Annotated in this window: 20 protein-coding genes; 7 read left to right on the plus strand and 13 right to left on the minus strand. The window is 63.9% G+C overall.

Features of this window, described 5'->3' with window-relative positions:
* Positions 1-50: 50 nt before the first annotated feature.
* From ACP92_RS13495 to ACP92_RS13515, 5 genes are all read right to left on the minus strand, one after another.
* Positions 51-485: a group I truncated hemoglobin gene (locus ACP92_RS13495; RefSeq protein ID WP_013234672.1), complete on the minus strand. Its 435-nt coding sequence runs from the start codon at positions 483-485 to the stop codon at positions 51-53.
* An 11-nt stretch (positions 486-496) separates the two neighbouring features.
* Positions 497-1,522, minus strand: coding sequence for a DUF3034 family protein (locus tag ACP92_RS13500; protein WP_013234673.1), 1,026 nt, complete (start codon positions 1,520-1,522; stop codon positions 497-499).
* A 65-nt stretch (positions 1,523-1,587) separates the two neighbouring features.
* Entirely contained in the window at positions 1,588-3,978 is a 2,391-nt protein-coding gene (locus ACP92_RS13505; RefSeq protein WP_041311948.1) for a putative bifunctional diguanylate cyclase/phosphodiesterase, read from the minus strand.
* Positions 3,979-4,011: 33 nt separating this feature from the next.
* The gene (locus ACP92_RS13510; RefSeq protein WP_048348714.1) at positions 4,012-4,641 is read right to left on the minus strand and encodes a methylamine utilization protein; all 630 of its coding nucleotides are present in this window, start codon (positions 4,639-4,641) and stop codon (positions 4,012-4,014) included.
* A 205-nt stretch (positions 4,642-4,846) separates the two neighbouring features.
* Positions 4,847-5,500 carry a TetR/AcrR family transcriptional regulator gene (locus ACP92_RS13515; protein ID WP_013234676.1) on the minus strand — a complete coding sequence of 218 codons (654 nt, stop codon included), beginning with the start codon at positions 5,498-5,500 and terminating at the stop codon, positions 4,847-4,849.
* A 273-nt stretch (positions 5,501-5,773) separates the two neighbouring features.
* Here ACP92_RS13515 and ACP92_RS13520 point away from each other — a divergent pair, with 273 nt between their 5' ends.
* The 3 genes from ACP92_RS13520 to ACP92_RS13530 all read left to right on the plus strand — a co-directional run bounded on the left by ACP92_RS13520 (position 5,774) and on the right by ACP92_RS13530 (position 10,232).
* On the plus strand, positions 5,774-7,261 hold the full coding sequence (locus tag ACP92_RS13520; protein WP_013234677.1) for an efflux transporter outer membrane subunit: 1,488 nt from the start codon (positions 5,774-5,776) through the stop codon (positions 7,259-7,261).
* Positions 7,262-7,393: 132 nt separating this feature from the next.
* The gene (locus ACP92_RS13525) at positions 7,394-8,614 is read left to right on the plus strand and encodes an HlyD/EmrA/EmrK family protein (protein WP_013234678.1); all 1,221 of its coding nucleotides are present in this window, start codon (positions 7,394-7,396) and stop codon (positions 8,612-8,614) included.
* A gap of 43 nt (positions 8,615-8,657) precedes the next feature.
* On the plus strand, positions 8,658-10,232 hold the full coding sequence (locus tag ACP92_RS13530; RefSeq protein ID WP_013234679.1) for a DHA2 family efflux MFS transporter permease subunit: 1,575 nt from the start codon (positions 8,658-8,660) through the stop codon (positions 10,230-10,232).
* Positions 10,233-10,249: 17 nt separating this feature from the next.
* On the opposite strand, the gene ACP92_RS13535 is transcribed toward ACP92_RS13530, so the two are convergent.
* The gene (locus tag ACP92_RS13535) at positions 10,250-11,167 is read right to left on the minus strand and encodes a LysR family transcriptional regulator (protein WP_013234680.1); all 918 of its coding nucleotides are present in this window, start codon (positions 11,165-11,167) and stop codon (positions 10,250-10,252) included.
* A 112-nt stretch (positions 11,168-11,279) separates the two neighbouring features.
* Between ACP92_RS13535 and ACP92_RS13540 the strand changes: the two genes are divergently transcribed.
* Positions 11,280-12,269 (plus strand): aldo/keto reductase, encoded by a 990-nt coding sequence (locus ACP92_RS13540; protein WP_013234681.1) that lies wholly within the window; start codon positions 11,280-11,282, stop codon positions 12,267-12,269.
* Positions 12,270-12,313: 44 nt separating this feature from the next.
* Positions 12,314-13,237 carry a Gfo/Idh/MocA family protein gene (locus ACP92_RS13545; RefSeq protein ID WP_013234682.1) on the plus strand — a complete coding sequence of 308 codons (924 nt, stop codon included), beginning with the start codon at positions 12,314-12,316 and terminating at the stop codon, positions 13,235-13,237.
* 79 nt (positions 13,238-13,316) lie between these two features.
* Here the strand turns inward: ACP92_RS13545 and ACP92_RS13550 are convergent, their stop codons facing one another.
* The 5 genes from ACP92_RS13550 to ACP92_RS13570 all read right to left on the minus strand — a co-directional run bounded on the left by ACP92_RS13550 (position 13,317) and on the right by ACP92_RS13570 (position 17,186).
* Positions 13,317-13,796 carry a hypothetical protein gene (locus ACP92_RS13550; RefSeq protein WP_156181787.1) on the minus strand — a complete coding sequence of 160 codons (480 nt, stop codon included), beginning with the start codon at positions 13,794-13,796 and terminating at the stop codon, positions 13,317-13,319.
* A gap of 8 nt (positions 13,797-13,804) precedes the next feature.
* The gene (locus tag ACP92_RS13555) at positions 13,805-14,443 is read right to left on the minus strand and encodes a hypothetical protein (RefSeq protein ID WP_013234684.1); all 639 of its coding nucleotides are present in this window, start codon (positions 14,441-14,443) and stop codon (positions 13,805-13,807) included.
* The gene (locus ACP92_RS24290; protein WP_013234685.1) at positions 14,440-14,961 is read right to left on the minus strand and encodes a PAAR domain-containing protein; all 522 of its coding nucleotides are present in this window, start codon (positions 14,959-14,961) and stop codon (positions 14,440-14,442) included. Before ACP92_RS24290 ends, ACP92_RS13555 begins: the two co-directional genes overlap by 4 nt.
* Before the next feature lie 259 nt (positions 14,962-15,220).
* Positions 15,221-16,069, minus strand: a complete 849-nt coding sequence (gene fghA / locus ACP92_RS13565; protein ID WP_013234686.1) for an S-formylglutathione hydrolase — start codon at positions 16,067-16,069, stop codon at positions 15,221-15,223.
* Positions 16,070-16,079: 10 nt separating this feature from the next.
* Positions 16,080-17,186 carry an S-(hydroxymethyl)glutathione dehydrogenase/class III alcohol dehydrogenase gene (locus ACP92_RS13570; protein WP_013234687.1) on the minus strand — a complete coding sequence of 369 codons (1,107 nt, stop codon included), beginning with the start codon at positions 17,184-17,186 and terminating at the stop codon, positions 16,080-16,082.
* A gap of 617 nt (positions 17,187-17,803) precedes the next feature.
* On the opposite strand from ACP92_RS13570, the gene ACP92_RS13575 reads away from it, so the two are divergent.
* Positions 17,804-20,986: an EAL domain-containing protein gene (locus ACP92_RS13575; RefSeq protein ID WP_041310854.1), complete on the plus strand. Its 3,183-nt coding sequence runs from the start codon at positions 17,804-17,806 to the stop codon at positions 20,984-20,986.
* A 42-nt stretch (positions 20,987-21,028) separates the two neighbouring features.
* On the opposite strand, the gene ACP92_RS13580 is transcribed toward ACP92_RS13575, so the two are convergent.
* Positions 21,029-22,300, minus strand: a complete 1,272-nt coding sequence (locus ACP92_RS13580) for an MFS transporter (RefSeq protein ID WP_048348572.1) — start codon at positions 22,298-22,300, stop codon at positions 21,029-21,031.
* Positions 22,301-22,496: 196 nt separating this feature from the next.
* On the opposite strand from ACP92_RS13580, the gene ACP92_RS13585 reads away from it, so the two are divergent.
* On the plus strand, positions 22,497-23,546 hold the full coding sequence (locus ACP92_RS13585) for an NADP(H)-dependent aldo-keto reductase (RefSeq protein ID WP_013234690.1): 1,050 nt from the start codon (positions 22,497-22,499) through the stop codon (positions 23,544-23,546).
* 107 nt (positions 23,547-23,653) lie between these two features.
* Here the strand turns inward: ACP92_RS13585 and ACP92_RS13590 are convergent, their stop codons facing one another.
* Positions 23,654-24,661, minus strand: a complete 1,008-nt coding sequence (locus tag ACP92_RS13590; protein WP_013234691.1) for a bile acid:sodium symporter family protein — start codon at positions 24,659-24,661, stop codon at positions 23,654-23,656.
* Positions 24,662-24,767 lie beyond the last annotated feature (106 nt).

Raw genomic sequence — 24,767 nt, forward strand, 5'->3', positions numbered from 1 at the left:
GCCAGCCCGGCTTTATTCCAGCCGCCTGAAAAAAAACTTGCCATGCCTGGCTAGCGGGTCACGGTGTCGCGCTGCATCGGTGCCAGGAGCGCCAGCAGGCGGTTCTGGGTGCGGAAAGGGATACCGTTCTTGTCCATGGCCTGCTGCAGATCCTCGACCAGGGCGTTGAAATCGGCATTGGTCAGCTTGAGCCCCTGGTGGACCTCCTTCATGGGGTCGCCCGTATAGGTGCAGGGACCGCCGCTGAGCATGCAGAATTGTTCCACCAGCATGTCTTCCACCCGCTTCAGGTTGGAATGGTCGAAAGTATGCCGGATGCGCGCATCGGCCAGCATGTTGGCCATGAAATCATGCACGGTCTGGCGGATCACCGGCAGGCCGCCCAGGTCGGCAAAGAGGGTATCGGCGGCGTGCGCGGGCGGGGCCCACAGGCTCACGGCCAGCGCTGCCACGGCCAGGGCTTGCGGCAGGGTGCGGGGTGTCATGGGAAGGCTCCTCAGAATCCGGCCTGCAGCGACAGATAGACGCCGCGCTGCCGCTTGGGGTTGTAGACAGTGATGTCGCCCAGCGCCACATAGGCCAGGGTCAGCGACAGGTTCTTGCTGGGGAACCAGGCCAGGAAGGCGTCGTAGTAATCCTTTTCAGGATCGGCCGCCAGATTGCGCGGCTTCATGCGGTATTCCACACCCAGCGCCAGGTCGCGCTGGATCAGGTAGGCCGCCGAGAACTCGCCCATGGCCTGATAACGGTCGCCACGGTCACCGCCAAAGCCGAGCAAGCCCATCTGGTTGGCCTTGGTCAGTCGCACCGTGCCGTTGAGCAGCAGGCTTTGCGCCAGCAGCAGCTTGGTGGCCGAGAGGTAGTAATCGATGCCGGCGTCGCTGGCCGCCCCCAGTTGCTTCACGCTGGTGACCGGCCCCAGCCCGCCGACGCCGTTATTGCGCTTGAACATCACCCCGGCGGCGATCTGCGGCAGCCAGCGGTCCTGGTCATAGACGGCGTCACCGGCCAGCTTGAGCTTGACGCCGACGATATCCTGGGTGATCTTCAGATCATTGAGCGGGGCCGCGCCGCCGTAGAACTCCTGCTTGGCCACCGACAGTTCCAGCCGGTCCAGGATGCCCACGGCCACGCCATAGGATCTCAGGGTGTAGTCCTGGGTCGCCAGGTAGGTGTAGTGGGCATTGGCGCCATAGCTGTCACGGCTGCCATAGCCGGTGATCAGTGCCCAGGGCGTCAGCCCGCCCCCGCCCGCGCCTTCCACCTGGATCACGCCGCCGGTGGCGGTGAGCTTGGCCAGATCCGGCATCCAGCGATCATTACTATCATTGCGCTCATTGCGATCGGACGCCGGCGCTGCTTCTGCTGTGCTGGCCTGGCGCATGGCCTGCACCGCCTTCCGCTGGCGCGCTGCGGTCCAGGCCTCCTGTTCGGCTGGCGTCATCGGACGCATTTGCGCCAGCACCGGCGCGCCCAGCATCGCCAGCACGGCCAGCGCCGCGCCCCTGATCGTGTGTTTCATCCGCCCCCACCTGCCCCATATTCATTGATGTATTGCCGCTCGTGCAGCTGCACCCGCGGTGCGGCCTAGACGGCCATGTTTTCCGACTGGTCCAGCATGTCCGGCGCGCGCCATTGCTCGCGCCATGCGAGGAAGTGCTGCACCGGCATGGGCTTGCCCATGAAATAGCCCTGCCCCTGGTCGCACCCCATCTGCCGCAGCAGGAACCACACTTCCTCGCTCTCCACCCCCTCGGCCACCACCCGCAGGCCGAGGTTGTGACCGAGGTCCACGGTGGACCGGACGATCTTGGCGTCATCCTGGTCCTGCGCCATCTTCATGACGAAGGACTTGTCGATCTTGAGTTCATCCACCGGCAGCCGCTTGAGATAGGCCAGCGAGGAATAGCCGGTGCCGAAGTCGTCGATGCTCAGTGCAAAGCCCATGTTGGACAAGCGCTCCAGCGTGTTCTGCGCGCGCGCCGGGTCGTCCATGATGGCGCTTTCGGTGATCTCCAGGCAGAGCGCCGCTGGTTGCAGGCGGTGCCGCTGCAGGATCGCAGCGAACGCGGTCGGCAGCTCCTGGTCCAGCAGGTCGCGGGTGGAGAGGTTGACCGAGAACTTGAGCTGCACGCCCTGCTGCTGCAACTGCTCCGACAGGCGCGCGACCTGTTCCATCATCCACAGCGTGAGCATGCGGATGAAACCCGTGGTCTCGGCAAAGGGAATGAAATTGTCCGGCCCGATGAAACCCTTCTCCGGATGAATCCAGCGCACCAGCGCCTCGGCGCCGACCACCTGGCCCGAGCACAGCTCCAGCTTCGGCTGCAGGTAGAGCATGAATTCGTCGCGCTCCAGCGCACGGCGCAGCTCGGAGAGCAGCGACAAACTCTCCTGGCTGCTCTGGTCGATGGCCGGATCATAGATGACCAGCCCGCTGCCCTTGCGCTTGGCGATGTACATGGCGACCTCGGCGTGGCTGAGCAGCACGTCGCTGCTCTGGCCATGGGCCGGATAGCCGGAAATGCCGATACCCGCGCCCAGGTCCACGGTCTGCTGGTGCAAGGACAGGGGCTGTTCCAGCGCACGCAGGATCTGCAAGGCTTGCTCCACCGCGCCCTCCTGGTCCACCCCCGGCAGCAGGATGGCGAATTCGTCGCCGCCCAGGCGCGACAGCTTGGCGCCGGGATGCAGCAACTGCGCTGACAGGCGCAGCGCCACCTGGCGCAACAGGTCGTCGCCGAAGCTATGGCCGAGCACATCATTGACCTGCTGGAAGCGGTCCAGGTCCATCATCAGGATGTAACAGGCCGCCCCGGGGGTGCGCGCCGCCTCGGCAATGGCGTCGCGCAGCAGGTCGGCGAACTGCACGCGATTGGGCAGTCCGGTGAGCTGGTCCTGGTAAGCCAGCCGGCTGATCTTCAGTTCGCGGCTGGCGATTTCCAGGCGCATGGTCTCGAAGGCGTTGCCAAGGCGGCCGATCTCATCTTGCCGGCGGATGAACAGGCCTTCGCTGTAGTCGCCCTCCCCCAGTCGCTTGGCCACGTCCGCCAGGTCGCGCAGCGGGCTGGTGATGCGCCGCGCCAGCACCGCGCTGGCCACCGCCGCCCCCAGCACGCCAAGCACCGTGATGCTCAGCAGGATCAGTTGCAGACGCTGGTACGGCTCCACGGCCTCGCTGACCGAGCGCTGCAGCACCGCCACGGCCTGCTGCCCATTGCTGGCCTGCGCCAGCGGCAACAAGCGCGCACGGTACTGGTTGCCGTCGATCTGCAGATCGATCAGGCCGCCCGCACGCATGGCAGGCTGGCCGACCTCCTTGAGCAACATCGACGCGGCCGGCGCGGTCAGGGTCGACACATCGGCATTCCAGCCCACCCCGCCGCGCTGGCTGACCAGGATGGACACCTGCAAGGAGGACAGCTCGCGCATGTCGCTCACCAGCTGATGATCGATGGGAAAGCCCATGACCACCCAGGCGATGGTGACCGGCGCCTTGATCGGCACGGCCACGATCTGGAACAGGCGATCGCCTACCACGGCGTTTTCGGACGCGCCATTGCCATTGCCGGCCTTGCGCACCAGCTCCAGGCTGCTGCGCTGCAAATCGGTATCGGGATATTCGACGGTGGAGGCGCGGATCTGGCCATCATTGCCGATCAGCATGGCCATGGAAGCGCCAATGCGCGCGCCATGGTTGCTCAGCACCGAAGCGATGGTCTCGCGGTCATCGGTGCCGATGGCCTGGCGAAAGCCGAAGTCCGAAGCCAGCAGGCGCGCGCCCTGGGTGAGCTTCTGGGCGTTCTGGTCCAGCTGGCGCGCAAAGACGCGCTCGCCGACGGCCAGCTCCTCGCTGATGGAGGCGCGGGCATTGCGGTCGATGGCTGTCCGGATAGCCACGAAGCCAGCCAGTTGCACCACCACCAGCAAGGTGATGAACAGCGCAACGATCTTGCTCTCCAGACGATATAGACGCACCACCCTGACCCCGCTTCCCCTGAGGATGCCGCCCTACAGCGGCACGGCCTTGACGTTGAGTTTGATGGACGCCCGGCCGTCACCCTGGACCTGCAAGGGCTGTTCCACCGCGGCCTCGTTGGGCCCCATGGTGAAATACCAGGCCTTGAGCGTGTACTTACCATTGCCCACCCCCTCCAGCTTCACCGAACCGCTGCGGTCGGTGACGCCGAAAAAGGGCGTATTGACCACCTGCACATAGGCCACCATCTCGTCATGGATGTTGCAGCCCAGCACTACCGTGCCCGCCTTGTCGAAGACCACGGGGCTGCCCGGCACGCCTGAATACAGCTTCAGTTCAAAGGTCTTGGCGGGTGAAAAGGAATAGACGTGATGACGGACATTGTCGTGATTGGGGAAGAGAATCGGCGTGCCCGTCTGCACCACCGTTACCAGCGGCATGAAGGTCTTGTTCTTCTGTTCGATCTCGACCTGGCGCGGCGCCTTGGCCGGCGGCGCCGCAGCGCCGGCCGGTTCGACATAGACCACGGCATTGGGCATGGGCTGGCCGGCAGCGTCCAGCACCTGCACCGACACCGCCGCCTGCGCTGCGGCGGCCAGCGCCAGCAGCGCAGGCAGCAGGCCTGCCGCAATGCCGGTGCGGATCATGTTCTTCTGTTGCATATGGCTGGCGATGAATGAGTTGAGGGCGGTGCTTGTGCGTTGTGATGAATCCGACAAGAAACTCCCGCCACTATACGGGACTGCCCCGTATTTCATATAAGGAAGTTTCTGAGTGTGCCCGCCCGCGCCCCTTCTACGCGATGGCCGCTGCCAGCAGATCCGTCGCCGGCGGCCAGCAGACCCTCATATTTCTTCACACCATCAATTATGCCTGTGAATCAGATTGATCAGAATGACCAGAATGATCCGAACGCGGCAAGGTGAGATAACCGATCACCGCCGGCAGGATCTCCGAGCGCACGCTACCCGGCGGGACTCCGCCCGGGCCGGTCAGCACCACCGCCTTGATGAGGGCCTTCAACATCCGCTGCAGCACGAAGGCGGCCAGGTCCAGGTCGGGCGTGGTGATGCTGTCGCGGTGCTTTTCCAGCACGCGGTGGATGGCCTCGAAGAAGCCCTGGCGGATCTCGGTGGAGACCGGCAGGTTATAGGCCGGGAATTCCTCTTCCAGGATGCGGTTGAGCTCGGGCTCCAGCAGATGGGCCGCCACCACCGCACTGATCACCTGGTCGAAGTCGCTGGAGAGCGTACCGGCGTCGTCGATGTGCGCCACCGCGTCCTCGAACAGCGCCAGCATGCGGGTGGCGTGGCGCTCGCGCAGCGCGAAGATCAGCGCATCCTTGTTGGGGAAGTACTGATACAGCGAGCCCACGCTGATGCCGGCCGACTCGGCCACGAGATTGGTATTGGTCTTGGCGTAACCGCGCTCGACCAGCACGCGCGACATGGCATCAAGGATGGTATCGACCATCGCCCGCGAACGCGCCTGGCGAGGTTCTTTTCTGGGTTGCAGTTTCATTGGCTGATTTGGTAAGAATTCGCTCGCCCCCGATGCGAATTAGCCCCATAAGGGCAACATGAGTGATTGTTCGTATATCGAAGTATAATACGAAAAATGAGTTTTTACTCGCCCCATCCGGCATGGTACTCGTAAATTGCGGTTAGGGTAAGGCGTGCTGCCGGCTGGGCGTAGTGACGATTTTCCCGCGATCACTGCCCTGTGTGCGTACCGTCGTTCGCAAAACTCAGAAAAATTACTCGTATCGCCAAACAATTCGTCGTGGAGAATTCTATGAACCGTATCAATTCGTCCGCCTTCCGGCTGCGGGCGATCGCCGCCGTTGCTGCGCTGGCGGGCGTGCTCGGCCTGTCGGGCTGCGCCAGCTTCGCCGGCATCGGCAGCGACCGTCAGGTGGCGCAGGCGGGCGACTTCGCCACCCAGCGCAGCCTGTCCGATCCCAATCCGGGCGCGCCCAATGGCCAGTGGCCGGGCAGCGACTGGGTCCGCCAGTTCGGCGATGCGCAACTGGTCGCCCTGGTGGAACAGGCCCTGACCAGCAGCCCCAGCCTGCAACAGGCGCGCGCCCGCATCGCCGCGGCCAGCGCCCTGGCCGAGTCGCGCGGCGCGCCGCTGCTGCCCAGCGTGAACGCCGAAGCCTCGGTCACGCGCAACCAGTTCTCCAGCACCACCATCTATCCGCCGCCCTATGGCGGCAACTGGTACAACGAAAAGAAGGCCGGCCTGAACGTGGGCTATGAGCTTGATCTCTGGAACAAGAACCAGGCCGCCCTGGCCCAGGCCATCTCCAGCGAAAAGGCGGCCCAGGCCAGCGAGCAGGAAGCCCGCCTGGCCCTGACCGCCTCCATCGTCACCGTCTACAGCCAGCTGGCGGCGCAATACGCCTTGCACGATATCCTGCAAAGCACGGTGGACCAGCGCACCTCGCTCGAAAAGATCACCGCCGAGCGCCTGCGCACCGGCCTGGACAGCCAGATCGAACGCGACCAGTCCCGCACCAGCAGTGCCGACGCCCGCGCCCAGCTGGCGCAGAGCGAAGGCCAGATCGTGCTGCTGCGCCAGCAACTGGGCGCACTGGCCGGCAAGGGCCCGGACTACGGCCTGCAACTGGCGCCGCCGGCCCTGCAAGGGCTGGCCACGCCGGGCCTGCCCGCTGAGCTGCCGCTGAACCTGATGGGCCGCCGCCCTGACATCGTGGCCGCCCGCTGGCAGGTCGAAGCCGCCAGCCGCGGCGTGGACGTGGCCAAGGCGCGCTTCTATCCGGATATCAACCTGTCGGCCATGATCGGCTTCGATACCCTGCTCGACAGCAATCCCTTTACCGCCGCCAGCAAGAGCATCGCCTTCGGCCCGGCCATCACCCTGCCCATCTTCGAAGGCGGCGCCTTGCGCGCCGGCCTCAAGGGCGAGTACGCCAGCTATGAGCTGGCCGTGGCCACCTACAACAAGACCTTGAACGATGCCTATGCCGACGTGGCGCGCCAGATCGCGGCGATCCATGCCACCGAGCGCCAGCTGCCGATCCGCAGCGAGGCCCTGCAGGCCGCTGAGCGCGCCTATGCGCTGGCGCGCGAGCGCTACCGCCTGGGCCTGGTCTCGCAGCTCACGCTGCTGTCGGCCCAGACCGGCGTACTGGCCCAGCGCCAGGCAATGGTGGCCTTGCAGGCCCAGCGCCGCGACCAGCAGGTCGCGCTCTACAAAGCGCTGGGCGGCGGCTTTGACGCCCAGCGCGACGGCCTGGCCTATGGCGCGCAGCCGTGAAACAAGCCTGACATCCTGAACCGAACCCAGCCCGGCAGCCGGTCTCTCCACTGACCCACCGGCCACCGGGACGGCATGCCCTAGCAAGGCAGGCCGATTGACCGCCTACAAAAAGATAGAACGGAGTCCTCCATGAGTGACAGCACCACCCAACAACAACCGCAAGCCAACAACAATGGCAATGGCAAGCGCAAACGCCAGCTCATCCTCCTGACCCTGGTCTTGCTGGTCATTGCAGTGGCCTGCTTCCTGTACTGGTTCCTGCATGCGCGCTTCTTCGAAGAAACCGATGACGCCTACGTCGGCGGCAACGTCGTGCAGATTTCCGCCCAGGTCGGCGGCACAGTCGTGGCCGTCAAGGCCGACGATACCCAGGTCGTCAAGGCCGGCCAGCAACTGGTTGCGCTGGATGCGGCCGATACCAGGCTGGCGCTGGACCAGGCGCAGGCCGCCCTGGCCCAGGCCGTGCGCCAGACCCGCCAGCTGTTCCTGAACAATGACACCCTGGCCGCCAACGTGGCCGCCGCCGACAGCAACCTGGCGCGCGCCCGGGAAGACCTGCAGCGCCGCCAGGCCGGCCTGTCTTCCGGCGCCGTCTCGCAGGAAGACGTCTCGCACGCCCGCGACGCCGTCAAGAGCGCCGTGGCCGCGCTGGACCAGGCCCGCGCGGCCGCCGCTGCCAACCGCGCCCTGACCGACCACACCAGCGTGACCGAGCACCCCAACGTGTTGCAGGCCGCCACCGCCGTGCGCAACGCCTACCTCAACTATGCCCGCGTGAACATCGTCGCGCCGGTCTCGGGCTTTGTCTCCAAGCGCTCGGTGCAGGTGGGCCAGCGCATCGCCGCCGGTAATCCGCTGATGGCCATCGTGCCGCTGGAACAGATCTGGATCGACGCCAACTTCAAGGAAAGCCAGTTGCAGCACATCCGCATCGGCCAGCCAGTGGAAGTGATCGCCGACGTCTACGGCTCCAGCGTCAAGTACAAGGGCACCGTGATCGGTTTCTCGGCCGGCACCGGCGGCGCCTTCTCGCTGCTGCCGGCGCAGAACGCCACCGGCAACTGGATCAAGGTGGTGCAGCGCGTGCCGGTGCGCATCGCCCTGGACCCGGAACAGGTGCGCGCGCATCCCCTGCGCATTGGCCTGTCCACCACCGCCACGGTAGACATCCACGGCGATGGCCGGGCGCTGGAAGCGGTGCCGACCAATTACCAGACCAATGTCTATGACGACCTCGGCAAGCAGGCCGACGCCATCGTCGACCGCATCATCAGCGACAACGCCAGCGGCTTGCCGCAGGCGCACAAGAGCAAGGCGGCCGCAGCGCCCGTGGCGGTACCGCACACCTGAGCTGACGCCTCGCCGGACTTCTACTGGACAATGATCGAGCCCCATGGCTACTAGCCCTACTCCCTCCCAAGCCTACACGCCGCCGCCCCCGCTGACCGGCGCCAACCTGGTGCTGGGCACCTTGTCGGTGTCGCTGGCGGTGTTCATGAACGTGCTGGATTCGTCCATCGCCAACGTCGCCATCCCGACCATCTCGGGCAACCTGGGGGTGTCGGTCGATGAAGGCACCTGGGTCATCACCTCCTTTGCCGCCGCCAACGCCATCTCCATTCCGCTGACCGGATGGCTGACGCAGCGGCTGGGGGCGGTGCGCCTGTTCGTCACCTCGGTGCTGCTGTTCGTGCTGGCCTCGTGGCTGTGCGGACTGGCCCCGACGCTGCCCATCCTGCTGGCCGCGCGCGTACTGCAAGGCCTGGTGGCCGGCCCCATGGTGCCGCTGTCGCAATCGCTGCTGCTGGGGGCCTACCCCAAATCGAAGTCCTCCTTCGCCCTGGCGCTGTGGGGCATGACGGCAGTGGTCGCCCCCGTGGCCGGCCCGGCGCTGGGCGGCTGGATCACCGACAGCTACACCTGGCCCTGGATCTTCTACATCAACATCCCGGTGGGCCTGATCGCCGCTGGCGTCACCCTGGCCATCTACCGCTCGCGCGAGACCCCGACGCACAAGCTGCCCATCGACAAGATCGGCCTGGCGCTGTTGGTGACCTGGGTGGCGGCCTTCCAGATCATGCTCGACAAGGGCAAGGACCTGGACTGGTTCGCCTCGCCCACCATCGTCACGCTGGGCATCATCGCGCTGATCGCCTTTGCCTACTTCGTCGTCTGGGAACTCAACAATGATCACCCGGTGGTGGACCTGCGCCTGTTTGGCCGGCGCAATTTCGCCGGCGGCACCATCGCCATTTCCATCGGTTATGGGGTGTTCTTCGGCAATCTGGTGATCCTGCCGCAGTGGCTGCAGCAATACCTGGGCTATCGCTCCATCGACTCGGGACTGTCGACCGCGCCCATCGGCATCTTCGCGGTGATCCTGATGCCGCTGATCGGACGCTTCCTGCCGCTGGTGGATGCGCGCAAGGTAGCCACGGCTTCCTTCATCGGCTTTGCCATCGTGTTCTGGCTGCGCTCGCGCTACAACCTGCAGGTAGACCAGATGACGGTGATCCTGCCCACCCTCTTGCAGGGCATTCCCACGGCCATGTTCTTCGTGCCGCTGACGGTGTTGCTGCTGTCGGGCCTGCCACCGGAGCGCATTCCCGCGGCGGCCGGCCTGTCGTCCTTCGTGCGCGTGTTCTGCGGTGCGGTCGGTACGTCCATCTCGACCACGGCCTGGAACAACCGTAGCATCATGCACCACGCCCAGCTGACCGAGCACGCCACGCCCTACAGCCCCTGGCTGCAGGAAACCGTCAACAACCTCAGCAGCACCCTCGGGCTCAACGCCGAGCAAACGGCAGGCATGCTGGAGCGGACCATCACCTTCCAGGCCGCCATGCTGGGCATCAATGACATCTTCTATGTCTCGGCGGTGATCTTCATCGTCATCATTCCGCTGATCTGGATCATCAAGCCCTCCAAGGGTGGCGCCGGGGCGGCGGAGGCCTCGGCGGCGCACTAGTGCGCAGGCTATCCCGGCTAGCGCAGCCGGGACAGTCCATGCTGCAGGCGGATGATGTCGATGAGCTTGCGCAGGGCCGGATGGGCATGACGCCGGCTGCTGTAGTACATATGAAAAGGCTCGCTGGGGGCCGCCCATTCTTCCAGGATGGTCTCCAGCGAGCCTTCTTCGATTTCCTTGCTGATCCTTCCCTCCAGCAGATAGGCGATACCGACCCCAGCCTTGGCCGCCGCGATGGTGGCGGCGGTATTGTTGATCGTCACCAGGCCCGGCACGCGGATGCGCTGCCGGTGCTTGCCACGGCCGAACTCCCATTGATAGCTGGAATTGTCGCCCAGCAGCAGTTGCAGGCAGGTGTGCTGCTGCAGGTCTTGCAGCGTCAGGGGCCGCCCATGCCGATCCAGATAGGCCGGCGCAGCCGCGGCCACCCAGCGGTGCGCACGCGTGAGCGGCGCGGTCACCATGCCTTCCGGCACGTAATGCCCGTAGCGGATGCCGGCGTCATAGCCTTCGCTGACGATATCGATGGGCTTGTCATCGACCACGATGGTCAGCCTGACCTTGGGACATTGCCGCACGAACTCGGGAATGGCCGGTTCGATCAGCAGATGGGCGGCGTCGGCAAAGACATTGATGCGCAGCTCGCCCAGGCTGCCTGCTGCCGAACTGTCCAGTTGACTCAGGGCCGCCCCGATCTGCTCGAAACCCTGCTCCAGCCTGGCCGCCAGTTCGCTGCCCGCCGCCGTGGGCGAAATGGCGCGACTGGAGCGGTACAGCAATTGCGTGGCGAGCCGCTCCTCCAGCCGTTTCATGGCATGGCTGGTGGCCGAGGGGGTCAGGCCCAGCTGGATGGCGGCGGCCTTGAAGCTGCCGGTGCGCAAGATGGTGACGAACACCCGCAGGTCGGAAAATTCGATATGGTCGAGGATGGACATGGATGAATTTCAATCACTTCAGGAATGAATCAGGCTCATCTTAAACCAAGCGTCCTCGCGCGTGGCGCGCGGTATAAATACGGCTTTGAACATGCGACGAAGGAGTGCATACATGAAATCAAGACGCTTTGGCCGCACCGGCGCACAAGTCTCGGAAATCGGCTTCGGCGCCTGGGCCATCGGCGGCTCCTGGGGCGATGTCTCCGCCCAGGATGCCAAGGCCGCCCTGCATGCCGCGCTGGACGCGGGCGTGAGCTTCATCGATACGGCCGACGTCTACGGCGATGGCCGCTCCGAGCAACTGATTGCCCAGGTATTGAAGGAGCGCGGCGGCGAGCGTCCCTTCGTCGCCACCAAGGCCGGCCGCCGGCTCTCGCCGCATGTGGCCAGCGGTTACAACGACCGCGCCCAGCTCAGCGCCTTCATCGACCGCTCGCTGAAGAACCTGGGGGTGGATTGCCTGGACCTGGTGCAACTGCACTGCCCGCCCACCGAGGTGTATTACCAGCAGGAAGTGTTCGGCCATCTGGATGCGCTGGTCGCGGCCGGCAAGATCCGCCACTACGGCGTGTCGGTGGAGAAGGTGGAAGAAGCCCTCAAGGCCATCGAATACCCGAACGTGAAATCGGTCCAGATCATCTTCAACATCTTCCGCCAGCGCCCGATCTCGCTGTTCCTGCAGGAAGCGCAGCGCCGCGACATCGCCGTCATCGCCCGCGTACCGCTGGCCTCGGGCCTGCTGACCGGCAAGATGAGCGCACAGACCACCTTTGCCGCCGACGACCATCGCCAGTTCAACCGTCATGGCGAAGCCTTCGATGTCGGCGAGACTTTCTCGGGCGTGCCGTACGAGGTAGCCCTGGCCGCCGTGGAAAAGATCCGCGCACTGGTGCCGCAGGGCGTGCCTATGGCGCAATTCGCACTGCGCTGGATCTTGATGGAAAGCGGCATCAGCACCGTGATCCCCGGCGCGCGCAATGTGGCGCAGGCGCAATCCAACAGCGCCGCCAGCGCCCTGCCGCCCATTACGGCTGAGGTGATGCAGGCGCTGCGTGCGATCTATCTGCATGACATCGCCCCATACGTCCACCAACGCTGGTAATCTGTGTGCCCCCCTTCATGTAACCAACAATAAACAAGGACACCATGACAGCCATCCAGCTCGCCATTGCCGGCGTCGGCAAGATCGTCTATGACCAGCACGCCCCGGCCATTGCCGGCAACACCGATTTCAAGCTGGTCGCCACCGCCAGCCGCAACCACAGCATCGACGGCGTGACCGCCTACAAGAGCATGGCCGAGATGCTGGCCTCGGGCACGGCCATCGACGCCATCTCCCTGTGCATGCCGCCGCAGTACCGCTACGAAGCGGCGCGCGAAGCCATCCGCGCCGGCAAGCACGTCTTCCTGGAAAAGCCGCCCGGCGCCACCCTCTCCGAGGTCGAGTCGCTCAGGGACCTGGCTGCCGAACAGGGCGTCACGCTCTTTGCCAGCTGGCATTCACGTCACGCGCCGGCGGTCCAGGTGGTCAAGCGGCACCTGCAGCAACACGCGCCACGCCAGGTCAAGGTGATCTGGCGCGAAGACGTGCGTCACTGGCATCCCGACCAGGAATGGATCTGGCAACCGGGCGGCCTGGGCGTGTTCGATCCAGGCATCAACGCCTTGTCCATCGTCACCGAGATCCTGCCGCAGGCCATGTTCCTGAAGCAGGCAGCGCTGGAAGTGCCGTCCAACCGCCAGACCCCGATTGCCGCCCGCCTGGCCTTCACCGATGCGCTCGGCACCGATGTGCAGGCCGACTTCGACTGGCGCCAGACAGGGGGACAGACCTGGGACATCATCATCGAGACCGGCAGCACCCATGTCCACCTGAAGAAAGGCGGGCATGAACTGTGGATCGACGGGAAGCAGAGCGAGCTGCCGGTGGAGGGGGAATATCCTTCGCTGTACCAGCACTTCTGCCAGCTCATCCGCAAGCACGCTTCGGATGTGGATGTGGCGCCGCTGCGGCATGTGGCCGATGCGTTCATGCTGGGCGAGCATATCGTCACGGATGCGTTCGTCTGATTATCGCAGGCGACGTCGAGTCGTATCGATTCAGCGAAACCGGCCCCATCGGGCCGGTTTCGCTGTTTGGGGCACTGAATCAGTCCACCATTCCATCGAGGAAGAACAGCCTCCCCTTCTTGCGCGTCTCCAGCAGATAGCCATATCTGGCCTTCTGGAAACTGCCACTGCGGCCGATACCGTCGAACTGATCGCTGACGCACAGATATTGCTTGCCGTTCTCCCGGATCAAGGACCACTCTGCGAGCGCAACCTGGATAGGCTGCCTTGCTTTGGTCCTTGTCTGCGGCAGGGCAGTTGCCCGTCGCAATGGGTGGAGCAAGCCACGATAGACCAGTGCATCACCTCTTTGAGATCGGGCCACCCCGATCTCCATGCCGCGAAACAAAAGATACTCGGCCTGGTAACCGGACCGGTAATTCTCCTCGAGATAGATTTCGCGGGTTTCAATGGCGGTCAGCGACACGCCATCAACAGCTGTGGCTGAGAGGCAACTTTTGATAACCTCCTCGGAAGGAGCGGCGAGCACTCGCGTCGATAGCACGAATAAAGCCAGCAAGCATTGCCTCACTTGTACTCCTTAGCTTTCGTATGCCTCAAATAGGCAGCGTCTTGCTTCCAGAAGATGGTTCCACCATGCGCAGCAGTTGACACATAAATATGGTCATAACGATAAACCTCTTGTTTCTCGATCTTGATTTCACCGTTGATCTTCTTTTTTACCGTCTTGTGCTTGATGACCAGTTTTGAAGACTCCTTGATGGAGTAGATATTGTGAGAGGGATGCCCAAAGCGAATACCGTTTTTGACTTTGAAATGCTTCAGATAATTGCTGCTGATATCTGCGCCGTCCCAAAACCAGGCTCCATTGGACCTATCAGGCCCATCTGCCAAGGCATTTTCGGCTGCCTCAACAGCCGTCTTCATTACCGGATCTGACAAAATCTGCGTGTCCGTAGAAAGTCGGAAAAGTTGATATCGTTTATTGCCGTCACTGACAACGAAACTGAAACTTGATTCTCCGCGAACAAACGCCTCCATGGATGAATATCCTCTGGCGTCTCTTTGCCTTTTCAATACGCTGGCAAGGGCATATATTTCATCTGCGTTATTTTGGGTGGATGCCTCTCCATAGGCCATCGCCGCGAGCAATCGGACCTCGGGCGCTATCGGCTTCACGGCAGGCTCCGGGATGTTCCTTGTCATGACATGTCCTTTGCGACATGTTCTGATTCGCCAGCCAACCACATGACCATGCCTGATGCATCACCCGCGAAGGGCACGCTCCTCCCATCCAGAAAATGGCACTCCTGGGCAAGCATTTTCTCTTGCTGATAAACGTCGAAAAGATAGCCTTCTATAGGGTTTCCATCGCCATCTTCCAGGCTGTACCAGTGCTCAATGACCTCTTCATCAGATGCTTCGGTGGCTCGCAAGGGGGCGGCAACCGGACTCGCGCTGGCACCGATGAGAAAAGCACTCTGGCTGGCTTGCAGCTCCGCCCCACAGGCTGTCTTCATACCAGCCACTGCAACCGGGTTTCCCCCACATCTGAAATGTCGGACACCCTCCACAATGGCGTAGCTCCCTTTACAGCGTGGGCAATACACCATATGTCCAACCAACGCAGCAGGCAGGCCGAGTACGTTGAACGAGACAAGTCCTTCGAGAACCGTGCCGCCGTGAGACGTCGAATCTCCTTTTCGAATGATTGCTGATGACATGCTTCTCCTTTGAAAACGGAGAAGGTAAGCGGCGGCCGCTGATCAACCCATCGTCAAATGACGATTTCTCGGCGACATAGTCATCGCCAGCTATTGGTGCGCCAAGCTAACAAAAAAAGAACGAAATTATCGAAGATCTCTCGCGGAAGATGACGCCGACAGCTGGCCGCGACAGCAAGAAAACCGGGCAAAAAAAAAGAGGACTGCCGATACTGATCGCAGTCCTCTTGCTCTTTCCGAGCCCCCACCTTCAGAAACGTCAGCCCACCAAGTTCGCATGATGGAAGCGCAAATGATCTTCCATAAAAGTCTCAATGAAGTAATACCCGTGGTCATACCCCGCATGCCGACGCAAGCTCAGCGGTTGCGACGCCTCCTTGCAAGCTGCCTCGAAGCGTTCTGGCAGCAGCTGCTCGGCCAGGAATTTGTCGGCCAGCCCCTGGTCGATCAGGATGCCCTGCGGGAACGGCGTCTGCAATGCACGCATGAGCTCGCTGGCGTCATGCTGCTTCCATGCCTGCCGATCCGTCCCCAGGTAATGGCTGAACGCCTTCTGGCCCCACGCACAGTTGATCGGCGCAGCGATAGGCGCAAACGCCGACACCGAGCGGTACACGTCGCGATGGCGCAAGGCCAGCGTGAGCGCGCCATGCCCGCCCATGGAATGTCCGAAGACGCCCATGCGCTGCGGATCGGCGGGGAAATTGTCCAGCACGGCGCGCCGCAGGTCATCGACCACATAGCTCTCCATGCGGTAATGCTGGCTCCAGGGCGCCTGCGTGGCGTCGAGGTAGAACCCCGCTCCCACGCCGAAGTCCCAGCTATCGCTTTCGCCGGCAATGCCCGCGCCGCGCGGGCTGGTGTCGCTGGCCACCAGGATCATGCCCAGCTCAGCGGCCACGCGTTGCGCGCCGGCCTTGATCATGAAGGTTTCCTCGGTACAGGTCAGCCCGGCCAGGTAGAACAGCACCGGCAGCGGGCTGCCCTTGCTGGCCTGGGGCGGCACAAAGACCGAGAAGCGCATGTCCAGCCCGATGGCCGGCGACGCGTGGCGATAATAGCCCTGCACGCCGCCGAAACAGCCGTGCTCGGAGAGAGTCTCCAGCATCGCGCCCTCCTCAGAACTCGACCACGGAACGGATCGACTCGCCACTCTTCATCAGGTCGAAGCCCTCATTGATGCGCTCCAGCGGCAGCTTGTGGGTGATCAGGTCATCGATGTTGAGCTTGCCTTCCATGTACCAGTCGACGATCTTGGGCACATCGGTGCGGCCGCGCGCGCCGCCGAAGGCCGAGCCCTTCCAGACGCGGCCGGTCACCAGCTGGAACGGACGGGTCGAGATCTCCTGGCCGGCGGCGGCCACGCCGATGATGATGGACTGGCCCCAGCCCTTGTGGCAGCACTCCAGCGACTGGCGCATGGTGGTGGTATTGCCGATGCACTCGAAGCTGTAGTCGGCGCCGCCATCGGTCATGCCGATGATGGCGTCGACCACGTTGGGCACGTCCTTGGGATTGATGAAGTCGGTCATGCCGAACTTGCGGGCCATGGCTTCGCGGGCCGGGTTCAGGTCCACGCCGATGATCTTGTTGGCGCCCACCATCTTGGCCGCCTGGATGACGTTCAGGCCAATGCCGCCCAGGCCGAATACCACCACGTTGGCGCCCGCTTCCACCTTGGCGGTGAAGAGCACGGCGCCCACGCCGGTGGTCACGCCACAGCCGATGTAGCAGACCTTGTCGAAGGGGGCGTCGGAGCGGATCTTGGCCAGGGCGATCTCGGGCACGACGATGTAGTTGGAGAAGGTCGAGGTGCCCATGTAGTGGAACAGGGGCTTGCCATCCAGCGAGAAGCGGCTGGTGGCGTCGGGCATCAGGCCACGGCCCTGGGTGGCGCGGATGGCCTGGCACAGGTTGGTTTTCTGCGACAGGCAGAACTTGCACTCGCGGCATTCGGGCGTGTACAGGGGAATGACGTGGTCATCTTTTTTCAGCGACTTCACGCCCGGGCCGACATCGACCACCACGCCCGCGCCCTCATGGCCGAGAATGGCCGGGAAGATGCCTTCCGGGTCGGCGCCCGAGAGGGTGTAGTAGTCGGTATGGCAAATGCCGGTGGCCTTGATCTCGACCAGGACTTCGCCGGCCTTGGGGCCGCCGAGTTCGACTTCCTCGATGGTCAAGGGCTTGCCTGCCTGCCATGCTACCGCTGCTCTTGTCTTCATAGGGATGGGTCCTTTGCTAGGTAATGAGGGGGGTACGCACCCTGCCCGGGTCCGGTTGGACCGGGACAGGCGTGATGAGCTCTGTCACGAAGGCGTTATTATCGCATTGCAAATGAAACTGCATGAGTGCAGCTATCGGGAGGCAGCGTGACAGCATCGATTCCCGAAGCGTCGAAAATGTCTTGCCGACATGAAATTCTGGCTGTCCATACAACGGCAAGATGTGGCTTAATGACAAAGATCGCCGCTTGCGGTAAGGTTGCTACAGAAGAAACGGTACGGGGCCAGGATGGATCTGGCCGGATCAGATGACCAAGAGCAAACAATAACGGTCTGGTTCAACCAGCGGCAAGGGGTATCACGAGGCAAGATGGACGGCGGCGGCATGCTGCGGTCTCGCGTATCATCGCGTATCAAATAGTGGGGGCATCCACGTAACTCTGGTGTAAGCAAGACTCAACTGCTAGGATCGCGCTGCATTGCAGCGGTCATCGGCGGATGCGTCCTGCCCGGGCCAGCGGCGTGAGAGAGCTGTCGAAAGGGTCATTCCGCTGCGGCGGGACGAGAAAACGCGCAGCCGCAGGCTGCCTAACGACAGGTGTGGTGATATCGGTTACATGGGAAAAGAGAACAAATCGCCGGGACGCACGGGCTATACCCTCAAGACCTTGCTGCTGTTCGTCGCCTTCGTCGGTTCCTTCATCGTGGTGCAGACCTGGTGGGAAATCCGCCAGGACCGCCAGTTGACCATCGACGCCGAACGCGCCAGTTCGCTGACCGCTGCGCGCAGCATCCAGGAACATGCGACGCGGGTATTCAACGACCTCGAGCAGACCATGTGGAGCACGGCCGTGCAACTGCACGCGGGCGGCCCCGAGCTGCTGGAAAACGACCAGGGCCTCTACAACGTGCTGGCCAGCATGCAACAGCGCCTGCCCACGGTGATGGTGCTGCGCTACGTGGACCGCAACGGCAACACCCGCGCCACCTCCCTGCGCAGCCTCGACACCAGCAGCATTCCCGAAGACCGCAAGCTGACCTATGTGGATGGCAATCCCGCGCGTCCCAACCTGTTCGTGGGCCAGCTCATGCGCAGCCGCTACAACCGCGAGCTGGTGCTGCCGGTGGCCATGAACCTGTATGACCGCAGCGCCCGCCCCATCGGCCTGTTGGTGGCCGAGCTGCGCGCGGCGACCTTCTTCGACTTCTACAAGCGCATCACCAATTTCGAGGCCATCGTCTCGCTGCGCACCGAAAGCGGTTCGATGATGCTGCGCTCGCCCTTCGAGGAACGCTGGCTCGACGTCAACCTGGCCGATGCCAAGAGCATGACCTACATCCGCGCCGGCGGCGATGAAGGCAGTTTCGAAGAGAATTCCTACCTGACCGGCGAGCCGCTGCTGTTTGCCTACCGGCGGCTGGAGAAATGGTCGCTGGTGGCGGTCTATGCCCGGCGCATGAACGATGTGCTGGCGCCCTGGCGCAGCCGTACCGAGAACCGCATCCTGCTGACCACCGGCATCCTCGGCTTCATCCTCATTGCGCTCATTTCCTTCCTGGTCTATTACCGCTACCAGCGCCGCCTCGACCATGCGCTCTCGGCCAGCGAATATCGCTATCGCAAGCTCTACGAGGAAGGCAATGACCCCATCGTGCTGATCTCGGCCGAACTGCGCTACCTGGACTGCAATGCCGCCGCGCTGCGCTTTTTCGGCGTGCCGGACAAAGAACGCATCATCGGCCGCAAGGTCGGCCTGTTCTCGCGCCAGAAGTCGCGCCACATGGAGCAGCCCGACATCGACGAACTGGTCGCGCGCGTGCTGTCCGGCCAGCCGCAGCAATTCGAATGGGTGACGGTGCGGCGTAACAAGATCATCCACACCGATGTCACGCTCAACCGCGCCGAGTTCGAACGCGGCTACGCCATCTTTGCCATCCTGCGCGACATCAGCGCCCGCAAGCGCGCCGAGCTGCTGCAGAGCGAACAGAACCGGGTGCTGCACATGGTGATGGCCGACGATGAGCTCGACGGCGTCCTCTACGAGATCGTCAACTTTGCCGATGCGCAGATCCCCTATGGGGCGTGCAGCGTGATGCTGGTCAACGAACAGGCCTCGCACTTCACCTCGGTGTTGAGCCATCGTTATCCGCCACGCCTCATCCGTGCGCTGCAAGGCATGCCGATCCGCCATGGCTGCGGCGTCGGCGCAGAGGCGGCGCTGCGGCGCGGCCCCTGCATCGTCGCCAACATCGCCCAGGACCCGATCACCGAGCACCTGCGCCCGCTGATCGACACGGAGATCTACCCGTCCTGCGGCGCCTGGCCCATCATCGGCAAGGAGGGGCAACTGCTGGGCGTGTTCGCCGCGCTGCTCAAGGAAAACCAGGCCCCCAGCAATGAATACCTGCAACTGGCCAATATCGCCGCCGACCTGGCCAGCGTGGCCATCGAGAGCCGCCGCGCCGATGAACGCATCCGCCACCTGGCGCACTATGACGAGCTGACCGGCCTGCCCAACCGTTTCCTGTGCACCCAGCACGTCTCCAATGCCATCACCCATGCAGAGCACCGCAATGGCATGGTGGCGGTGATCCTGATGGACCTGGACCGCTTCAAGAACATCAACGATACCTTCGGCCATGAGACCGGCGAAGCCGTGCTGCAGGAAATCGCCCAGCGCTTCCGCAACAGCCTGCGCGAACTGGACATCCTGGCGCGCGTGGGCGGAGATGAATTCATCGTGCTGGTGGATGACTTCGACGATCCGGTGCAACTGGGCGAGATCGCCCAGAAGCTGCTCACCGAGGCGCGCAAGCCCTTCATCATCGATGGCCAGGAAGCCATGCTGTCGGTGAGCATCGGCATCGCCACCTATCCCGGCGATGGCGACAATGCCCAGACCCTGATCAAGAACGCCGACATCGCCATGTACCGCGCCAAGCACCATGGCAAGGACGACTACCGCTTCTTCTCCGACGAGATCAACACCAACACGGTCGAACGCATTGCCCTGGAAGCCGAACTGCGGCGCGCCATCGAACGCGCCGAGTTCGTGGTGCACTACCAGCCCAAGATCGAGCTGGCCGAAGGCCGCATCGTCGGCGCCGAAGCGCTGGTGCGCTGGCAGCACCCGCTGCGCGGCCTGCTGCCGCCGGGCGAATTCATCACCCTGGCCGAAGAAACCCGGCTGATCGACCAGATCGGCCTGCTGGTGCTGGATGTGGCCTGCCGCGATATCGGCCTGATGCGCCAGCAGCAGATGACGTGCGGGCGCATCTCCATCAACCTGACCGGCAGCCAGTTCGGCGACGAACGCCTGCTGGACGACATCAAGGAAGTGGTGGATCGGCATGGCACCCCACCCTCCTGCCTGGAATTCGAGATCACCGAAAGCATGGTGATGCACAATCGCGAGCGCGCCATCGCCATCATGGATGGCATCCGCGCAGAGGGCTTCACCATTTCCATCGACGATTTCGGCACCGGCTATTCCTCGCTGGCCTACCTGAAGCGCTTCCCGGTCAATACGCTGAAGATCGACAAGTCCTTCATCAACGATATTCCCGACAATCCCAACAGCAGCGCCATCGTGCAGGCCATCATCGCCATGAGCCATGCGCTGAATCTGAAGGTGGTCACCGAAGGAGTGGAGACGGAGAAGCAGTTGCAGGCCCTGCGCGAGTTCGGCTCGGATGAATACCAGGGCTATTACTTCAGCAAGCCGGTGCCCTATGCGCAGTTCGTGCAACTGCTGGCGGGCCAGCAGGACAGGCCGCAAGGGCTGGCCAGGCAAGGTTGAGCGCACCACGCTGTGCTGCGCCCGCGTGCTGCAGCGCCCGGACTAGCGTGAAGTCAGGCGATCCACGCGGTAGAGCGCCGGGAAGAGCCTCACCCACAGCAACACGATGAGCAAGGTGCCGACGCCGCCGATGAGCACCGCCGGCACCGCGCCGAACCAGGCTGCCGTGAGCCCGGACTCGAATTCACCGAGCTGGTTGGAAGTGCCGATGAAGACCGAATTGACCGCCGAGACGCGCCCGCGCATGGCGTCCGGCGTTTCCAGCTGCACGAAGGACGAGCGCACCACCACGCTGATCATGTCAGCCGCACCCAGCACGGCCAGCGCCGCCAGCGACAGCGGGAAGGAGCGCGACAGGCCGAACACCATGGTCGCCAGTCCGAACACCCCGACCGCCACGAACATGGTGCGCCCCACMMGCCCGCCCAGCGGCCGGCGCGCCAGCCAGAGCGCCACGGCCAGCGCTCCCGCAGCGGGAGCGGAGCGCAACAGTCCCAGTCCGGCCGCACCGGTGTGCAGGATGTCGTGGGCGAACACCGGCAACAAGGCGGTGGCCCCGCCCAGCAGCACGGCGAACATGTCCAGCGAGATCGCGCCGAAGATGGCCGGCTTGCTGCGGATGAAGGCCAGGCCAGCGAAGACCGAGGACAGGCTGGCCCCGGTCGGCTTGGCCGCAGCAGCCGGCGCGCCGGCCTGGGCTGGACGCCGGATCAGCCAGAGCAGCAGGCTGCACAGCGTGAAGAGCACGCAGCTGCTGGCATAGACCACCGCCGGCCCGGCCACGTAGAGGAAGCCACCCAGGGCCGGCCCGATGATGATGGCGAACTGCGTGGCCGAGGCCGAGCCCGCCACGGCGCCGGGCAACTGGCGCGGCGACATCAGACTGGGCAGCAGCGCCGACATGGTCGGCTTGGAAAAAGCCCGGCCCGCGCCGATGACGGCGACGATCACAAAGATGATCTCGCGGTTGAGCCAGCCGCCCAGGCTGCCGGCAGCCAGCGTGGCGGCGGCCAGGGCTTCGACCAGCGCACTGACGCGGGCGACATTGCGGCGGTCGAAGCGGTCGGCCACATGCCCGACCACGAAGACCAGGATCAGCGAAGGGATGAACTGCACCAGGCCGACGATGCCCAGGTCCAAGGCGCTATGGGTGAGCTGATAGACCTGCCAGCCCACCGCCACGATCTGCATCTGCAAGGCGATGGTCGAGGCCACGCTGGCGCACCAGAAGAGTTTGAAGGGGGTATGGTGGCGCAGGGGCGGCGGGGGCTCTGGGGAAGCGTCCGCGGCCGCGTCGGCGTGGGTGGATGACATGTCTGGACGAAGATGATCTGGCGTAATGAAGACCGGCGCAGGCAAGGCCCGCCGGCGTGACACAAGCGGTCTTGACGCCGCTGCGGCCCGCTCCTGCAAGCGGGAACGGGCGCAGCTATACTACCCGATCCCGCGCCCGCCGGCAGGCCTCTCGCCACCGGCCACCGGCCCGCCCGCCTCATCACAAGGAGAATCCATGCAGTATCGCCCACTCGGCCGCACCGACCTCAAGGTCAGCCTGATCACGCTTGGCACCATGACCTGGGGCGAGCAGAACAGCGAAGCCGACGCCCATGCGCAACTGGACTACGCCGTCGAACGCGGCATCAACCTCATTGACGTGGCCGAGATGTATCCCGTCCCGCCCAAGGCCGAGACCCAGGGTCTGACCGAACGCTACCTCGGCACCTGGCTCAAGAAATCGGGCAAGCGCGACCAGTTGCTCATCGCCACCAAGTGCACCGGTCCGGCGCGCAAGCCGCACAATCCGCGCCATGTGCGCGGCGGGATCAACAACCTCGATCGCAAGGGTCTCACCGAGGCCCTGCATGGCAGCCTGGAGCGCCTGCAACTGGATCACGTGGACCTGTACCAATTGCACTGGCCGGACCGCAGCGTCAACAGCTTCGGCCAGCTCGGCTACCAGCATGTGGAGGACGAGAGCACCGTTCCCATCGAAGAGACGCTGACCGTGCTGAGCGAATTCGTCAAGGCCGGCAAGATCCGCACCATCGGCCTGTCCAACGAAACCGCCTGGGGCGTGGCGCAGTTCCTGCGCGCAGCCGAGCAGCATGGGCTGGAGCGCATCGTCACCATCCAGAACCCGTACAACCTGCTCAATCGCAGCTTCGAAATCAACCTGGCCGAATTCGCCCATCGCGAGCAGGTCGGCCTGTTGGCCTATTCGCCGCTGGCCTTTGGCATGTTGAGCGGCAAGTACCTGGATGGCGCGCGTCCGGCCGGCGGCCGCCTGACGCTGTTCGAGCGTTTTTCGCGCTACACCAATGCGCAGGCTGAACGCGCCACCGCCGAGTACGTCGCCCTGGCGCGCCAGCACGGACTGGACCCGGCGCAGATGGCGCTGGCCTATGTCAACAGCCGCCCCTTCCTCACCTCCAACATCATCGGCGCCACCACGCTGGCGCAACTGCGCAGCAACATCGACAGCGCCGAGCTGCAACTGGGTGAGGATGTGCTGGCCGCCATCGAAGCGATTCACCGCCGCCAGCCCAATCCAGCGCCCTGAGCCGTCCGTCTGGTACCGTCGACTACCGGTTACCGTTCGGACTGAGTAGGCCCATCAGGGCCGTATCGAAGGCGCGCCTGCCCCGGCACGCGCAGGCGCGCCCCTCCTCAGTCGCCGCCGCTCTCGCTGGCCACGGCGGCCTCCACCTCTTCCTGGCGGGCGCCATAGCGCGCTGCCAGCACCGCGCAGACCATCAGCTGCAGCTGGTGGAACAGCATCACCGGCAGCAACACCATGCCAATGGCGCCGCTGGAGAACAGCACCTTGGCCATCGGCACCCCCGAGGCCAGGCTTTTCTTGGAACCGCAAAAGACGATGGTGATCTCGTCTTCCTTGCTGAAGCCCAGCCGGCGGCTGCCATAGGTGGTCAGCGCCATGATCAGCGCCAGCAGCACTGCATTGATGACCAGCAGCGCCACCAGCATCGACATCGGCACCTGGTGCCACAGCCCCTGCACCACGGCTTCGCTGAAGGCCACATAGACCACCAGCAAAATCGAGCTCTGGTCCACGAACTTGAGCCAGGACTTGTTGCGCTCGATCCAGCGACCGATCCAGGGGCGGGCGATCTGGCCGGCGACGAAGGGCAGCAATAATTGGTAAACGATTTTCAGGATGGAATCGAGCGAGGAATGCCCCGCGCCCTCATGCGCCACCACCAGCGCGCCCACCAGCAAGGGCGTCAGGAAGATCCCCAGCAGGTTCGACGCCGAAGCCGCGCAGATGGCCGCCGGCACATTGCCGCGCGCCACCGAGGTGAAGGCGATCGAAGACTGCACGGTGGACGGCAGCACGCACAGGAACAGCAGGCCCAGGTAGAGTTCGGGCGTGATGAAGGGGGTAAGCAGCGGCTTGAAGGCCAGGCCGACCAGCGGAAACAGCGCGAAGGTACACAGCAGCACCGTGACATGCAGCTTCCAGTGCGTAAAGCCGGCCACCACCGCTTCGCGCGAGAGCTTGGCGCCGTGCATGAAGAACAGCAGGCCGATCATGAAGGTGGTCAGGCCATCAAAGACCTCGGCCACCTGGCCGGTACAGGGAAGCAGGGATGCTGTCACCACCACGGCGAGCAGCAACAGGGTCATGTTATCGGGGAGGAAGCGGGGACGGGCCATGGCCTTATCGGTTCGGTTGCGAAAATCCGCCCGCGCCGCGGCGCAGGCAAACCGCCATTCTACGTGAGAGGCGCCGACGCCTGCTGGCGCCCTCCCCTCACGGACG

Origin of the sequence: Herbaspirillum seropedicae, assembly GCF_001040945.1 — a bacterium.
Classification (GTDB): Bacteria; Pseudomonadota; Gammaproteobacteria; order Burkholderiales; family Burkholderiaceae_D; genus Herbaspirillum; species Herbaspirillum seropedicae.

Bases quoted from the DNA above. Each gene is read 5' to 3' on its own strand.
- ACP92_RS13495 (WP_013234672.1), bottom strand. From the start codon at position 485: ATGACACCCCGCACCCTGCCGCAAGCCCTGGCCGTGGCAGCGCTGGCC.
- ACP92_RS13500 (WP_013234673.1), bottom strand. From the start codon at position 1,522: ATGAAACACACGATCAGGGGCGCGGCGCTGGCCGTGCTGGCGATGCTG.
- ACP92_RS13510 (WP_048348714.1), bottom strand. From the start codon at position 4,641: ATGCAACAGAAGAACATGATCCGCACCGGCATTGCGGCAGGCCTGCTG.
- ACP92_RS13515 (WP_013234676.1), bottom strand. From the start codon at position 5,500: ATGAAACTGCAACCCAGAAAAGAACCTCGCCAGGCGCGTTCGCGGGCG.
- ACP92_RS13520 (WP_013234677.1), top strand. From the start codon at position 5,774: ATGAACCGTATCAATTCGTCCGCCTTCCGGCTGCGGGCGATCGCCGCC.
- ACP92_RS13525 (WP_013234678.1), top strand. From the start codon at position 7,394: ATGAGTGACAGCACCACCCAACAACAACCGCAAGCCAACAACAATGGC.
- ACP92_RS13530 (WP_013234679.1), top strand. From the start codon at position 8,658: ATGGCTACTAGCCCTACTCCCTCCCAAGCCTACACGCCGCCGCCCCCG.
- ACP92_RS13535 (WP_013234680.1), bottom strand. From the start codon at position 11,167: ATGTCCATCCTCGACCATATCGAATTTTCCGACCTGCGGGTGTTCGTC.
- ACP92_RS13540 (WP_013234681.1), top strand. From the start codon at position 11,280: ATGAAATCAAGACGCTTTGGCCGCACCGGCGCACAAGTCTCGGAAATC.
- ACP92_RS13545 (WP_013234682.1), top strand. From the start codon at position 12,314: ATGACAGCCATCCAGCTCGCCATTGCCGGCGTCGGCAAGATCGTCTAT.
- ACP92_RS13555 (WP_013234684.1), bottom strand. From the start codon at position 14,443: ATGACAAGGAACATCCCGGAGCCTGCCGTGAAGCCGATAGCGCCCGAG.
- ACP92_RS24290 (WP_013234685.1), bottom strand. From the start codon at position 14,961: ATGTCATCAGCAATCATTCGAAAAGGAGATTCGACGTCTCACGGCGGC.
- fghA (WP_013234686.1), bottom strand. From the start codon at position 16,069: ATGCTGGAGACTCTCTCCGAGCACGGCTGTTTCGGCGGCGTGCAGGGC.
- ACP92_RS13570 (WP_013234687.1), bottom strand. From the start codon at position 17,186: ATGAAGACAAGAGCAGCGGTAGCATGGCAGGCAGGCAAGCCCTTGACC.
- ACP92_RS13575 (WP_041310854.1), top strand. From the start codon at position 17,804: ATGGGAAAAGAGAACAAATCGCCGGGACGCACGGGCTATACCCTCAAG.
- ACP92_RS13585 (WP_013234690.1), top strand. From the start codon at position 22,497: ATGCAGTATCGCCCACTCGGCCGCACCGACCTCAAGGTCAGCCTGATC.
- ACP92_RS13590 (WP_013234691.1), bottom strand. From the start codon at position 24,661: ATGGCCCGTCCCCGCTTCCTCCCCGATAACATGACCCTGTTGCTGCTC.